Raw genomic sequence first — 12,986 nt, forward strand, 5'->3', positions numbered from 1 at the left:
TGGGGGCCGTGGCTATGTATACACAGACCTTGTGCCGGCCGCCCGGGCGGGGCTACCATGAGCTCCATCACATCGTCGTGGACGGGACTCACTTTCATGGTTACGAAGAACTACCGGGACAGCTACACACGCAGCCTGGAGAAGCCCGAAGCATTCTGGCTGGAAGCCGCAGGAAAGATCTCGTGGTCCACGCCGCCGCAGCGCGCCCTCGACTCCGGCAGGGCGCCGCTGTACGACTGGTTCCCCGACGGGATCCTGAACACCTCCTACAACGCGCTGGACCGTCACGTCGCGGAGGGCCGGGGCGGGCAGGACGCCCTGATCTACGACTCCGCGATGCTCGGCACGCAGCGGCGGTACAGCTATGCGGAGCTGACGGATCTTGTCGCCCGGTTCGCAGGAGTCCTGCGCAGCCAGGGTGTCGGCAAGGGCGACCGCGTCGTGATCTACATGCCGATGATTCCGGAAGCGGCCATCGCCATGCTCGCCACGGCCCGGCTCGGGGCTGTGCATTCGGTCGTCTTCGGCGGCTTCGCGCCCAAGGAACTTGCCGCCCGCATCCGGGACGCCGCCCCCGCCGCCGTGGTCACGGCCTCCGGCGGCATCGAGCCCTCGCGCCGGATCGAATACCTCCCCGCCGTCGAGGAGGCCCTCGGCCTGGCCGGAGCGCCCGACACCCCGGTCCTCGTGAAGGCCAGGGACGGCTTCGCCTCCTCGGTGGCCGACCATTCCGGCTGGCGGGACTGGGACACCGAGATGGCCGCCGCCGCGCCGGCCGCACCGGTTGACGTCGAGGCCACCGATCCGCTGTACATCCTCTACACCTCGGGAACCACCGGGGCGCCCAAGGGCGTTGTGCGGGACAACGGCGGCCACGCCGTGGCGCTCAGCTGGACCCTGGAGAACATCTACGACATCGAACCCGGCGACGTGATGTGGACTGCCTCCGACGTCGGCTGGGTCGTGGGGCATTCCTACATCGTCTACGGGCCTTTGCTGGCCGGCGCCACGACCGTCCTCTACGAGGGCAAACCCGTGGGCACGCCCGACGCCGGGGCGTTCTGGCGGGTCATCCAGGACCACAAGGTCAACGTGCTGTTCACCGCGCCTACCGCCCTGCGCGCCATCCGGAAGACGGACCCCGAGGCGAAGCTGCTCGCAAAGTACGACATTTCCAGCCTGCGCACCCTATTTGCCGCCGGCGAACGCCTGGACACCGACACCTTCCACTGGGCCTCGCGGATCCTGGGCGTCCCTGTGGTGGACCACTGGTGGCAGACCGAGACCGGCTGGGCCATCTGCGCCAACCCCCGGGGGCTGGACGGGCTGCCGATCAAGGCGGGCTCGCCCAGCGTGCCGATGCCCGGCTTCAAGCTGAACATCGTGGACGGGGCGGGCGCGGACGTCGAGGCCGGGACCGAGGGCAACATCGTGCTGGCGCTCCCGCTGCCGCCCGGCACGCTGACGACGCTCTGGGGCAACGACGAGCGCTACATCTCCTCCTACCTCCAGGCGTTCGAGGGGTACTACGCCACTGGCGACTCCGGCTACCGGGACGAGGACGGCTACCTCTTCGTGATGGGCCGCACCGACGACATCATCAACGTCGCCGGCCACCGGCTGTCCACCGGAGCCATGGAGCAGGTGATCGGCCAGCACCCGGCCGTGGCCGAATGCGCCGTGATCGGCCTCGCAGACCCGTTGAAGGGCCAGCGTCCCAGCGGGTACGTGGTGCTGAAGTCAGGGGTCGATGTGCCCGAGGAGATCCTGGTCAAGGACCTGGTCGCCCTGGTCCGGCGCGACATCGGCGCCGTCGCGGACTTCAAGCACGTCACCGTGGTGGAGGCCCTGCCCAAGACCCGCTCCGGAAAGATCCTGCGCAAGACCATGCGCCAGATCGCCGACGGCGAAGACTACGTGGTGCCCTCGACGATCGAGGACGCCGGCGTGATCGACCAGCTGATCGGGACCCTGCGACCCGCCGCCACGGGGGAGTAGCTGCGGAGTAGCGGTGTTACGTGTCACGCTGAGCAGGCTTTTGGATCCACCGTCGGCTCCGACGGCATGATTCCGCTGCCGGGGCCGGGCGTCAGCGGCGAAAGTCTGCATTGCGTGACGGGTTATATTCCGGCTGTCGCAGTTTTCCCCGGTAGGGGAGTGCCTGTTTCCGAAGTCTCTGCACGGAATGTCCACACTCGTCCGCACGACCCACTAAATGTTCCGTAGGGGGAACCCTAGTCGACCGAGCGTCCGGTAGCCGAACCTTCAACGGTCATTCTCCTATGCCGCTGCTGGGTGAGTCATCTGCATCAATATCCGACGTCTCCTGATTAGGAGGAGCCTGCAATGCGCTCCGCCACGAAACGGGCTATGGCCAGGCTCCTCGACTCGGGCCTTTCCTGGTCATTGCCCTCCAATTCGGCCTCAACTCGGTCCCATCGGTGCAGTTCGTCTAGAACGAACCGCCACGCGGTTATTGGCAGCGTTACGCTGAGCTCATCGTCTGTGGGAGGCCAGCCAACCAGCCCTTCCCCACTTCGCGGATGAAGACGAGCAGCCTCCCAGCCTGCATGACGCACTCGTCGGCCCTGGTCGAGCACCCGATGGTTGCCATCTTCTGCAGCAATATCAACACTGTTATCCACGGTTGCGTCAACTATCTGCCAATCTCCGACGCTCATCGTTAGCTCAATTGATTCGGCTGAATTCTCTGATTCCGGGTTCGACATGGCCCCAGTCTGCCCAGAAACCCACCTTGGTAGTGGGCGGGCACGCCGAAGTTGGACTGGTCGTTTCAGGATCCTCTACCGAGCGTTCAAGAACGCGGAGAGGGCAGTGATCCATTGTTCGAAAGCGTCAAGGCGCGCGTCATGCGACCCCTTAGCAAGGTCGACCCGTGTGACATCGCTTCCATGCGCTGCGAACCGGTCCTTCTGCTCCTCGGTGAACATCCCGCCGTCGGCGTAGACGACCAGAGTCGGTGCCTGGACGTGGGACCATTCCTGCCAGCGAGGAATTGCCACGGGGGTGATCGATGCAATCATCACTTCCGGGTCAAAGCGGGGATGCAGCCCGTCGTCTCGTTCTTCCAGGTCCGCGATCCATGCACGCTGCAGCGGTCCGTCCCCTAGGAACGCGGCAGCCGCGGTGCGGTCAGCGAACGGCACGGGCCAGGAACGGAAGTACTTGCCGAGCGCTGCGTGCTCTTGGCAGGAGCCGCTTCCTTCGCCGCCTTCGAGGAGCACCAGGGTACGGGCGAGGTCCGGCCGTGCCGCCGCTGTGAGCATCGCGGTGTGGGCGCCCATCGAGTGCCCGACCAAGTGGACGGGAACCGAGGCTTCGCGATCGATGACAGCGACGACGTCGCGAACGAACGCCTCCCGCGAGGTATCGAAAGGTAGCCTCGTGCTCTGGCCGTGACCTCGTTGGTCGACCAGCACAACCTTGCGGCCGGAGAGGGCGTGGGCCGTGGACAGCAACTCGCGTCCACTGCCGGCCAGACCGTGGAGTATCACGACGGCAGGCTCGGCTCCGCGAACGACGACGTAGCTGATCTCAACACCATCGTCCGCACGCACAACCCGCCTAGACTCGTCCACCCAACGATCCTATGCAGTCGATCACCTTTGTCCGTGAGCCGAACCCTCTACGGGACCGACACCGACCAGCAGCCGCTCCTGAAGGGGATGGGTGGCTCGGGTAGGCTCGGGACACCAAGCCTGAGGGGGCAGCCGCATGGAACCCGAGCATGACAGCAGACCAGTCAACGATCACACCACCAGCAGTGAGCCCGCTGCCAAAACGTGGGAAGAGCAAAAGCGAATCAGGCTCTCAGCCTGGCTCGGTATCGGCCTCGCCATATGCATCATGGTTCCAGCCGTATACAGGCTTGCCACAGACCCGCTTCGCTGGCCAGACGCCCTATTCGTCAGCGTTGGAGTGGGGTTGATCATTTTTCACAGCGTCCGGGTCATTCGCCTACGCAGGGGCTAACTAGACGGTCTCCTGCAGGCTATGGAGGCCAAAGAGCGGCAGTAGGGTTCCTGTGTCCGACGCCGTAGACTCCGTTTCGTTTGGGGATCCCCCACTGCGACACGAATCGAGTCAGACAGCGGCACCGGTCATTTCTCGGCCGACGATCATCGCTAGGAGGTCGTCTAGAGTTCCTTTGCACTTCTCCAATTCAGGCAGGTGGTAGAACGTGCTGGTGGTCTCAAGGTTGTTGAAGACTTCGTCCGGCGAATGCAGGATTGTCCTTCTGCCGTGAGCGATTGCGATGCCAAGCTCAACATGCGTGCCCTTCCCGCCTGGAAGCAGGATTACGACGACGTCGGCAGCCATCACTGCATCTCTCTCATGCTGCCCGATGGAGCGCAGATCACCGAGGGTGACTGTACCCGCATCGCGCGCCGACGCGTTCTGGGTCCAGTCGTACGTGTTGACGTAGCCTTCGCCTTCCAAGGTTTGTGCGATGTACCGGACGTTGACGACATTCCTGAAGCTCGACGCAACATAGAACCTTTTCAAAGCTTCTGCCTCCTGATTGGAACTGCGATCATTGTTCCTTACTGAGCCGGCCCGGTGCGTCACGTAGACCCCCTAAGGCATCGGCTTACGGGCTCGTAGTCGGCACCTATGCCCTTTTGAGGTTCCGTTTTACGGAAGGGGCACTGCGATGATTGGCCAATGAAGTCGGAAAAGGATGCCCCCTTGGACGAAGTTTTGATCGGGGGCCGCGAAGAACGAGCCATGGTCACCATTGTCATTTTGGAGTACGACCATGAGTGGCCCCGACGCTTCGAGACTTTAGCCAAAACCATCAGGGACGCTCTCGGCGAGAAGGCTCTGTCTGTCGATCACATCGGATCTACTGCAGTGCCGGGTCTGGCGGCAAAGCCCATTATCGACATCCTGCTGACCGTCCTGGACGTTGATGACGAGGCATCATACGTTGCGGCTTTGGAGAACGTTGGCTTTGTCCTTCACATCCGCGAGGCCGGGCACCGCATGCTGAAGACGCCGACAAGAGATGTGAACCTACACGTCCTTCACCCTGCACACGCTGCCGTGGCCAAGTACAGAGATCTCCGCGATTGGCTCTGCGTCGATGAAACTGACCGTGCCCTATATGCCGATGCCAAGAAGAAGCTCGCCCAACGGCGGTGGGCCACAGTGAACGACTACGCGGATGCAAAGACGGGCGTCATCTCGCGAATCCTCGACCACGCCAGGGTCTGGCGCGAACAACAGCCTTCGTCATAAAGATTCACCATCTGCGCCTGGCGTCCCGTAAGCCGGTCCTCAACCGGTCCCACACGCCGCTCAACTGCGCCATTGCGAGCCGGTTTCCAGTAGCGTCCCGTAAGGCCCGTCCGGTGAATTGACCGGCACGGGGGCGCTGTATGACACACTATTTTCCATGTCACAGATACTGGTCGGCTACGCGCGCGTGTCCACCGAGGCCCAAGACCTCACTGCGCAGCGTGATGCCTTGGCTGCCCTTGGCGTTGAGCCTGACCGAATCTATGTTGACCACGGCTTTACTGGCACAAACAAGAACCGCGCCGGACTCCGCGAAGCCCTGGCCGCGTGCCGGGCGGGGGATACCTTCGTCGTCACGAAACTTGACCGCCTGGCCCGTTCCGTCCGGGATGCCCACGAAATTGCAGATAACCTCGCCAACCGCGGAATCAAACTCAGCGTTGGTGGCTCCGTTCATGACCCCGTTGACCCGATGGGGAAACTGCTGTTCAACGTGTTGGCGATGATCTCCGAGTTCGAAGCCGACCTCATCCGCATGCGCACCCGTGAAGGAATGAAAGTTGCCAAGGCCAAGGGCCGGCTACGAGGGAAACAGCCGAAACTCACCATCAAACAGGAAAACCACCTCCTCGAACTACACGCCGCGGGCGAACACAGCAAGGCAGAGCTGGCCGAGCTGTTTGGTGTCGGTCGCTCCACTGTGTACCGGGCAATTGAACGCGGGCAGCGCAGGGCGGCCGAACAAATGCGCCCCTGAGAATCAGGTGTTCATAGGAGTACCGAGCGAGAGGTGCGGAACGTGCGGGGAAGTACTGAAGTTCAACGCTCAATACTGGCCTGCACAACCTTGGAAACACGCGGGACGCAGTGCAGGGGAGTCCTGAAACGACAGGCAGTTAATGTCGCGGTATCCGTCGACACTGAGGAAAGTGCGTCCGCTTAGTTTTGCCTCCAGCGGTATTCGTTCTCCGGCCGGCCCGGCGTCCCGTAGCGGGCCGTCCGGGAGACGGTGCCGGCGTCGGCGAGGTATTCCAGGTAGCGCCGCGCGGTCACCCGGGACATGCCCAGTGCGTCCATGACCTCGCTGGCGGACACGGCTCCAGACTGCTGCTTCATGAAGTCCTGCACCGAGTCCAGCGTGGACGCTGCCAGCCCCTTGGGCAACGGCAGCTCGGAGGGGGCCCGCAGGCTCGCGAAGGCCTGGTCCACGTCGCTCTGCGAGGCCCCGGAACCGGTATGGCCGGCGGGGGAGGCCAGCTGGTCCCGGAACAGCCGGTAGCTGGTGAGCTTGTCCGCGAACGTGGCGAACGTGAACGGCTTGATCAGGTACTGGACCACGCCGGTGGCCACCGCGCTCCGCACAATGTTCAACTCCCGGACGGCCGTGATGGCGATGATGTCCGCGAACAGCCCGGCGGCACGCATGCGCCGCGCAATGTCGAGGCCGTGCAGGTCCGGCAGGTTCATGTCCAGCAGCACCAGCTCCACCGGGGTGCCCGCCGCCGCGAAGTCCGTCATCAGCCGGAGGGCGGACTGCCCGTCCGGGGCGGAACCCGCCAGCGTGAATCCCTCCAGCCGGCCGACGTAGGCGGCGTGGGCTGCCGCGGCGATGGGCTCGTCCTCGACGACGAGTACACGGATGTCGCTCATTGCTGTCCCTCGGTGGTCAATGATGCCGCCGGTGATGCCGGCAGCCCTGTCGGCAGGTCTGTCGGTTGCCCGGTAGGTGAAGCCGTGGGCAGCGTGACGCGGAACAGCGCCCCGGCCGGACTCGTGATGGTCATGCTACCGCCGAGCCGCTGCACGGCCTGGCGGACCAGCGCCAGGCCGAGGCCCCGCCCGAACGGCCCCGGAGACTTGGTGCTGAAGCCGTGCCGGAAGATGTCGTCCACTGCCTGCGGGTCGATCCCGGGGCCGCTGTCCTCCACGGTGATCTCCAGGGCGTCGCCGGACGCCTCCACAGTGAGCTCCACCAGCCTCGGCGCCGGTGCCTCGGCCGCGGCGTCGATGGCGTTGTCGAGGAGGTTGCCCAGGATCGCCACGAGGTCCTGCACCGCCAGTCCGGTCACCGGGGCGGGCCCATGCCCGTTCCCTCCGGTGTTCAGGGTCAGTTCGACGCCCCGTTCGTGGGCCTCCGCGGCCTTGCCCATGATGAGGGCGCCGAGCACGGGCTCCTCGATGGAGCTCACAAGGTCATCGGTCAGCCGCTGGCTGAGCTCCAGGTCCTGGGTGGCGAAATCCAGGGCTTCGGCGCCGCGTCCCAGCTCCATCAGGGAGACGATCGTGTGCAGCCGGTTGGCGTGCTCATGCGTCTGGGCGCGCAAGGCATCGGACAGCGTGCGCATGGTTTCCAGCTCGCTGCCGAGCGACTCGATTTCGGTGCGGTCCCGGATCGTTGCCACGGTCCCGTAGGCCGGCGCGCTGCTGCGTCCGGAACCGGAGCCGGGCCCGACGGCGGGTCCCTGGTTGATGACGAGGATCCGCGAGCCGGTCAGGTGGATCTCGTCGAGCGCGGTACGGCCCGATTCGAAAAGTTCCCTGAGGCTGGGGGCCAGGGGGAGTTCCGCGAGCGACGGCGCCTCCCGCCTCCCGCCGTCGGCCGCCCCGCCCTCGGCGCGGGCAGAACTGCCTGAGGCGCCTGCGCCGTCGGACGTGCGGGGTGCGAGCCCCAGCAGCTCGGCGGCCTGGTCGTTGTACATCACCACTTTGCCCTTGGGGTCGATCAGGATGACGCCTTCGCGGACCGAGTGGAGGACCGATTCGTAGTAGGCAAAGAGCTGGGCGAGCTGCTCCGGACCCCAGCCGCGGGTGACCTGCCGAAGGTACCGCCCCAGCAGCCAGGATGCGGCCGACCCGCCCGCGAGCAGGGCCAGCCCGATGGCGGCCAGGGCCGGCAGCCGGCCGGAGACGGCGACATCCACGGTGCTGACGGTCACGCCGGCCGCGACGAGGGCCCGCACCGTGCCGTCCGCGTCCTTGACCGGGGCGATGGTGCGCACCGACGGGCCCAGGGTGCCGGACGTGATCTCGGTGAAGACCTGGCCGTTCAGGGCCGCATCGATGGAGCCGATATAGGGCTTGCCAAGTTCTTCCTCCCGGGGATGGGTCCACCGGGTGCGGTCCGGCGCCATGATCGTAATGAAGTCCGCGTCCGCGTCCGCCATGACCTTCAGGGCGTAGGGCTGAAGGAGGGCTGTGGGATCCGCGGCGCCCGCCGCGTCCAGCACGAGGGGGTTGTCCGCCATGGTGGTCGCGACGGCGGCCATCCGCCGCCCGGCCTCGTCGTAGGCGTGGTCGCGGGCATCAACGAACGTGGCCGTGCCGACGACGGCCGTCAGGGCCAGCATAAAGAGCAGATGGGCCACAAACAGCCGTCGGGCGATGCTCCAGCGGTGGATCATCAACACCTTCCATGACCAATATGAACGCAAGGGTGATGCGCGTCACCCCATCCCCAATGATGGTGGAACACGCAGAACGGACGCGATGGGCCCACAGCCGGGGCCCCACCGACGTCCAGCCTATCCAAGGAGAACACCATGGCCTCTCAACGAGGAGAGTCGGCGGCATTGGCCGCGGCGCCGGTCAAGAAGCGCAAGGGGCTCGACAAGTCCCATTATCTCTACATCGCGGTCATCGCCGCCGTCATCCTCGGCGCCCTGGTCGGGCTGCTTTTCCCCGAGTTCGCCAAGTCCTTGAAGCCGCTCGGTGACGGGTTCATCAAGCTCATCAAGATGATGATCGGCCCGGTCATCTTCTGCACCATCGTGCTGGGCATCGGTTCGATCGCCAAGGCGGCCACCGTCGGCAAGGTCGGCGGGCTGGCGCTGGGCTACTTCATGGTGATGTCCACCTTCGCGCTGGCCATCGGCCTCGTGGTCGGCAACCTGATCCACCCGGGCGAGGGCCTCAAGCTGGCCCCGTACGATCCGACCAAGAAGGCGGCCACGGACAGCACTGTCGAGTTCCTGCTGGGCATCATCCCTGGCGACATTCCGGTCCTGCCGACTCTGCTCGCCGCTCTGCTGGTTGGCTTTGCCCTCCAGCAGATGGGCAAGCAGGGCGCTCCGATCCTCAAGGCCGTCGGCTACGGCCAGGCCCTCGTCTTCCGCATCCTGGTCATGATCATGTGGCTGGCCCCGGTCGGCGCCTTCGGTGCGATCGCCGCCGTCGTCGGTGCCACCGGCATGCAGGCCATCCTCAGCATGGCAACCCTGATGGGCGCGTTCTATGTCACCTGCGCCTTGTTCATCGTGGTGATCCTCGGCGGCCTGCTCAAGATCGTCGCCGGCGTCAACATCTTCCGGCTGATGAAGTACCTTGGCCGCGAATACCTTCTGATCTTCTCCACCTCGTCCTCCGAGGCCGCCCTGCCGCGCCTGATTGCGAAGATGGAACACCTGGGTGTGTCAAAGCCGGTCGTCGGCGTCACGGTCCCCACCGGCTACTCCTTCAACCTCGACGGCACCGCCATCTACCTGACCATGGCCTCCCTGTTCGTCGCCAACGCCATGGGCACCCCGCTGGACCTTGGCGCCCAGGTGTCCCTGCTGATCTTCATGATCATCGCCTCCAAGGGTGCCGCCGGTGTCACCGGCGCCGGCCTGGCCACCCTGGCTGCAGGCCTCCAGGCCCACAAGCCGGAACTGCTCGGCGGTGTCGGCATGATCGTCGGCATCGACCGCTTTATGTCCGAGGCCCGCGCGCTGACCAACTTCACCGGCAACGCTGTAGCCACCGTGCTGATCGGCACCTGGGTCAAGGAGATCGACGGCGGACGGGTCGAGCAGGTTCTCGCCGGCAACGCACCCTTCGACGAGCAGACCATGATCGCCGGCCACGGTACGGATGATGCTGCCCCGGAAGCTGCCGCTGAGCCCGCCCGCCCGGTTCTGGCGAACGCCTGATCCGCAGCAGCACTGAGGGCGCAGCGAATCAAAGCTGACGCTGCACGACCCAAAAAGCCGCCCGGACGCCGCCAAGCGTCCGGGCGGTTTTTTGCGCCGGCCGGGCAACCTTCGACTTCTACCAGAAGGTTGAGGCTCAAATATTGCCCGCTGTCAAGGTCCATGGAATACCGTGTCGGGCGCTGTAACCTTGGGAGGAATAAGCTCGGCTTGATCTCCAAGGCTTTGATCAGGCGCAGGGATCAGGCCGGCAGCAATATCAAGCACGACAATCACCGTCATCGAAAGTGTGGATAGATACGTGAGCAGCGAACAGGGTTCAGCAACTCTGGAAGGCACCGAACTCGATCTGGAAGACGCCGTCATGGGCCCCACCGGGCGCCCTCAACGCGACTTTCCGGAGCCCGCACCGCTGTCATCCCACGGCCCCGCGCGGGTCATCGCCATGGTCAACCAGAAGGGCGGAGTGGGTAAAACCACCTCCACTATCAACCTCGCTGCCGCGCTGGCCGAATACGGCCGCCGCGTGCTCCTCGTCGATTTCGACCCGCAGGGCGCCCTCTCCGCCGGCCTCGGCATCAACCCCCACGAACTGGATCTCACGGTCTACAACGTCCTGATGGACCGCAAGGTCGACATCCGCGACGCGATCCACAAGACCGGCGTCGAGAACGTGGACCTGCTCCCGGCCAACATCGACCTCTCCGCCGCCGAAGTCCAGCTCGTCAACGAAGTTGCCCGCGAACAGGTGCTGGACCGGGCCCTCAAGAAGGTCGAGGACGATTACGACGTCGTCCTGATCGACTGCCAGCCCTCCCTGGGCCTGCTCACCGTCAACGCGCTGACCGCCGCGCACGGCGTGATCATCCCGCTCATCTGCGAGTTCTTCGCCCTGCGCGCCGTCGCGTTGCTCGTGGAGACCATCGACAAGGTCCAGGACCGCCTGAACCCCCGGCTGCAGGTCGACGGCGTGCTGGCCACGATGTACGACGCCCGCACCCTGCACAGCCGCGAGGTGATCTCCCGCCTCGTGGAAGCCTTCGGCGACAAGGTCTTCGAGACCGTCATCAAGCGGTCCATCAAGTTTGCGGACGCCACGGTCGCTGCCGAGCCCATCACCAGCTACGCCGGCAACCACATCGGCGCGGACGCCTACCGCAACCTCGCCAAAGAGCTCATTTCGCGCGGCGGCGCGCCCTAGCCAGGACCGTGGCGCAAACAGGCCTTCCCACAGCGCAGCCGGAGCTCGCGCCCGCCGGGAAGAAGCCCGGCTTCGAGGTCCGGCTAACCAACTTCACCGGACCGTTCGATCTGCTGCTGGGCCTGATTTCCAAGCACCAGCTGGACATCACAGAGGTGGCGCTTGCCACCGTCACCGACGAATTCATCAAGTACATCAAGGGTCTGCAGAAACTGGGCGAGGAGTGGGCTCTGGATGAGGCCAGCGAATTCCTCGTCATCGCCGCCACCTTGCTGGATCTCAAGGCTGCCCGGCTTTTGCCTGCCGGAGAGGTGGAGGACGAGGAGGACATTGCGCTGCTCGAGGCCCGCGACCTGCTGTTCGCGCGGCTCCTCCAGTACAAGGCCTTCAAGCAGGTAGCGGGACTGATGGGATCCACCCTCGAGCTGGAGGCCGGACGGTACCCGCGACAGGTCGCTCTGGAGGGCCACTTCGCGGCGCTGCTGCCGGAGCTCCTCTGGCGGCACACCCCCCAGCAGTTCGCCGGCCTGGCCGAGTCAGCGCTCAAGCCCAAGGAAGCCGCACCCACCGAGGTCGGCCTCGCCCACCTTCACGGCACCCCCGTCAGCGTCAAGGAACAGGCGGAGCTGATGGGCCACCGGCTGCAGCTTGGCACCCGGCTTACCTTCCGGGCGCTGATTGCCGACGCAGAGTCCACGCTCGTCGTCGTGGCGCGCTTCCTGGCGCTCTTGGAGCTGTTCCGGGACAGGGCCGTGGCGTTCGAACAGCTGCTCCCGCTGGGGGACCTGACGGTTCGCTGGACCGCCGACGGCGAAGCCTGGAGCAGCGAGAACCTGAGTGAAGAATATGAGGAGCAGCCGTGAACGAAGCATCCGACACCGGTCCCGACGTAACAGGCCACCCCGGCGTTGACAGCCTTCCCGACGTCGACAGCCTTCCCGGCGGCGCCCGGGGAGCACTCGAAGCCGTCCTGATGGTGATCGACCAGCCGGCGACGGCGGTCGAACTCGCCGCCGGGCTGAACTTGACCGTCGACGTCGTCGAGGGGCTGCTCGCGGAACTGCAGCGGGAGTATAACGGCTATACTGTTAATGCCCCGGATGTGGACGATGCCAGTTTCGCTATCAACACTGCTGGCTTCAGTGCCAACGCCCGGGGTTTTGAATTGCGGAGTATCGCCGGTGGCTGGCGGATCTATTCGCGCGCTGAGTTCGCCGACATCGTCGGCGGGTTCGTGCTTGAAGGACAGACAGCCAGGCTGACGCAGGCGGCGCTCGAAACGCTCGCCGTCATCGCTTACCGCCAGCCCGTATCAAGGGCGCGGGTGTCTGCAATTCGAGGAGTTAATGTTGACTCTGTCGTGCGGACGCTGACGCAGCGCGGGCTGATCGAGGACTCGGGAACAGATCCTGAATCCGGGGCCATCCTGTACCGCACGACGTCGTATTTCCTGGAGCGAATGGGAATCGGCTCGGTGGCGGAATTGCCGCAACTTTCACCCCATCTTCCGGGGCTCGAAGGCATCGAAGAGTTCTACGACTCAGGAAGAATGTAGGCAGGAACAACTGCCCGCACACGAGAATCCACCGGGGCGGAAGCTTTTGCCCCAGCCGGCG

Annotated in this window: 11 protein-coding genes; 7 read left to right on the forward strand and 4 right to left on the reverse strand. The window is 65.0% G+C overall.

Going from position 1 to position 12,986, the window contains the following annotated elements:
- Positions 1-96: 96 nt before the first annotated feature.
- Positions 97-1,998, forward strand: coding sequence for an AMP-binding protein (locus LDO13_RS06600; protein ID WP_224049701.1), 1,902 nt, complete (start codon positions 97-99; stop codon positions 1,996-1,998).
- 806 nt (positions 1,999-2,804) lie between these two features.
- On the opposite strand, the gene LDO13_RS06605 is transcribed toward LDO13_RS06600, so the two are convergent.
- Both LDO13_RS06605 and LDO13_RS06610 read right to left on the reverse strand, forming a co-directional pair.
- Positions 2,805-3,599 (reverse strand): alpha/beta hydrolase, encoded by a 795-nt coding sequence (locus LDO13_RS06605; protein ID WP_224049219.1) that lies wholly within the window; start codon positions 3,597-3,599, stop codon positions 2,805-2,807.
- A 505-nt stretch (positions 3,600-4,104) separates the two neighbouring features.
- Complete coding sequence (locus LDO13_RS06610) at positions 4,105-4,590, reverse strand: nucleoside 2-deoxyribosyltransferase (protein WP_224049220.1); 486 nt, start codon at positions 4,588-4,590, stop codon at positions 4,105-4,107.
- Positions 4,591-4,686: 96 nt separating this feature from the next.
- Here LDO13_RS06610 and LDO13_RS06615 point away from each other — a divergent pair, with 96 nt between their 5' ends.
- Both LDO13_RS06615 and LDO13_RS06620 read left to right on the forward strand, forming a co-directional pair.
- A complete protein-coding gene (locus LDO13_RS06615) occupies positions 4,687-5,262 on the forward strand; it encodes a GrpB family protein (RefSeq protein ID WP_224049221.1) in 576 nt (191 codons plus the stop codon).
- Between the two features lie 157 nt (positions 5,263-5,419).
- Complete coding sequence (locus LDO13_RS06620; protein ID WP_224049702.1) at positions 5,420-6,019, forward strand: recombinase family protein; 600 nt, start codon at positions 5,420-5,422, stop codon at positions 6,017-6,019.
- A 182-nt stretch (positions 6,020-6,201) separates the two neighbouring features.
- On the opposite strand, the gene LDO13_RS06625 is transcribed toward LDO13_RS06620, so the two are convergent.
- Both LDO13_RS06625 and LDO13_RS06630 read right to left on the reverse strand, forming a co-directional pair.
- The gene (locus tag LDO13_RS06625) at positions 6,202-6,912 is read right to left on the reverse strand and encodes a response regulator (protein ID WP_224049222.1); all 711 of its coding nucleotides are present in this window, start codon (positions 6,910-6,912) and stop codon (positions 6,202-6,204) included.
- Positions 6,909-8,663, reverse strand: a complete 1,755-nt coding sequence (locus LDO13_RS06630; RefSeq protein ID WP_224049223.1) for a sensor histidine kinase — start codon at positions 8,661-8,663, stop codon at positions 6,909-6,911. Before LDO13_RS06630 ends, LDO13_RS06625 begins: the two co-directional genes overlap by 4 nt.
- A gap of 138 nt (positions 8,664-8,801) precedes the next feature.
- Here LDO13_RS06630 and LDO13_RS06635 point away from each other — a divergent pair, with 138 nt between their 5' ends.
- The 4 genes from LDO13_RS06635 (at position 8,802) to LDO13_RS06650 (ending at position 12,925) form a co-directional block, all read left to right on the forward strand.
- Positions 8,802-10,169: a cation:dicarboxylase symporter family transporter gene (locus LDO13_RS06635; RefSeq protein ID WP_224049224.1), complete on the forward strand. Its 1,368-nt coding sequence runs from the start codon at positions 8,802-8,804 to the stop codon at positions 10,167-10,169.
- A 301-nt stretch (positions 10,170-10,470) separates the two neighbouring features.
- Entirely contained in the window at positions 10,471-11,370 is a 900-nt protein-coding gene (locus LDO13_RS06640) for an AAA family ATPase (protein WP_056431118.1), read from the forward strand.
- An 8-nt stretch (positions 11,371-11,378) separates the two neighbouring features.
- Entirely contained in the window at positions 11,379-12,233 is an 855-nt protein-coding gene (locus LDO13_RS06645) for a ScpA family protein (protein WP_224049225.1), read from the forward strand.
- Entirely contained in the window at positions 12,230-12,925 is a 696-nt protein-coding gene (locus LDO13_RS06650) for an SMC-Scp complex subunit ScpB (RefSeq protein ID WP_224049226.1), read from the forward strand. Before LDO13_RS06645 ends, LDO13_RS06650 begins: the two co-directional genes overlap by 4 nt.
- The last annotated feature ends 61 nt before the right edge of the window (positions 12,926-12,986 follow it).

The sequence above is a fragment of the Arthrobacter sp. NicSoilB4 genome, from assembly GCF_019977335.1.
GTDB lineage: Bacteria > Actinomycetota > Actinomycetes > Actinomycetales > Micrococcaceae > Arthrobacter.

Bases quoted from the DNA above. Each gene is read 5' to 3' on its own strand.
- LDO13_RS06625 (WP_224049222.1), bottom strand. From the start codon at position 6,912: ATGAGCGACATCCGTGTACTCGTCGTCGAGGACGAGCCCATCGCCGCG.
- LDO13_RS06630 (WP_224049223.1), bottom strand. From the start codon at position 8,663: ATGATCCACCGCTGGAGCATCGCCCGACGGCTGTTTGTGGCCCATCTG.
- LDO13_RS06600 (WP_224049701.1), top strand. From the start codon at position 97: ATGGTTACGAAGAACTACCGGGACAGCTACACACGCAGCCTGGAGAAG.
- LDO13_RS06615 (WP_224049221.1), top strand. From the start codon at position 4,687: ATGAAGTCGGAAAAGGATGCCCCCTTGGACGAAGTTTTGATCGGGGGC.
- LDO13_RS06620 (WP_224049702.1), top strand. From the start codon at position 5,420: ATGTCACAGATACTGGTCGGCTACGCGCGCGTGTCCACCGAGGCCCAA.
- LDO13_RS06635 (WP_224049224.1), top strand. From the start codon at position 8,802: ATGGCCTCTCAACGAGGAGAGTCGGCGGCATTGGCCGCGGCGCCGGTC.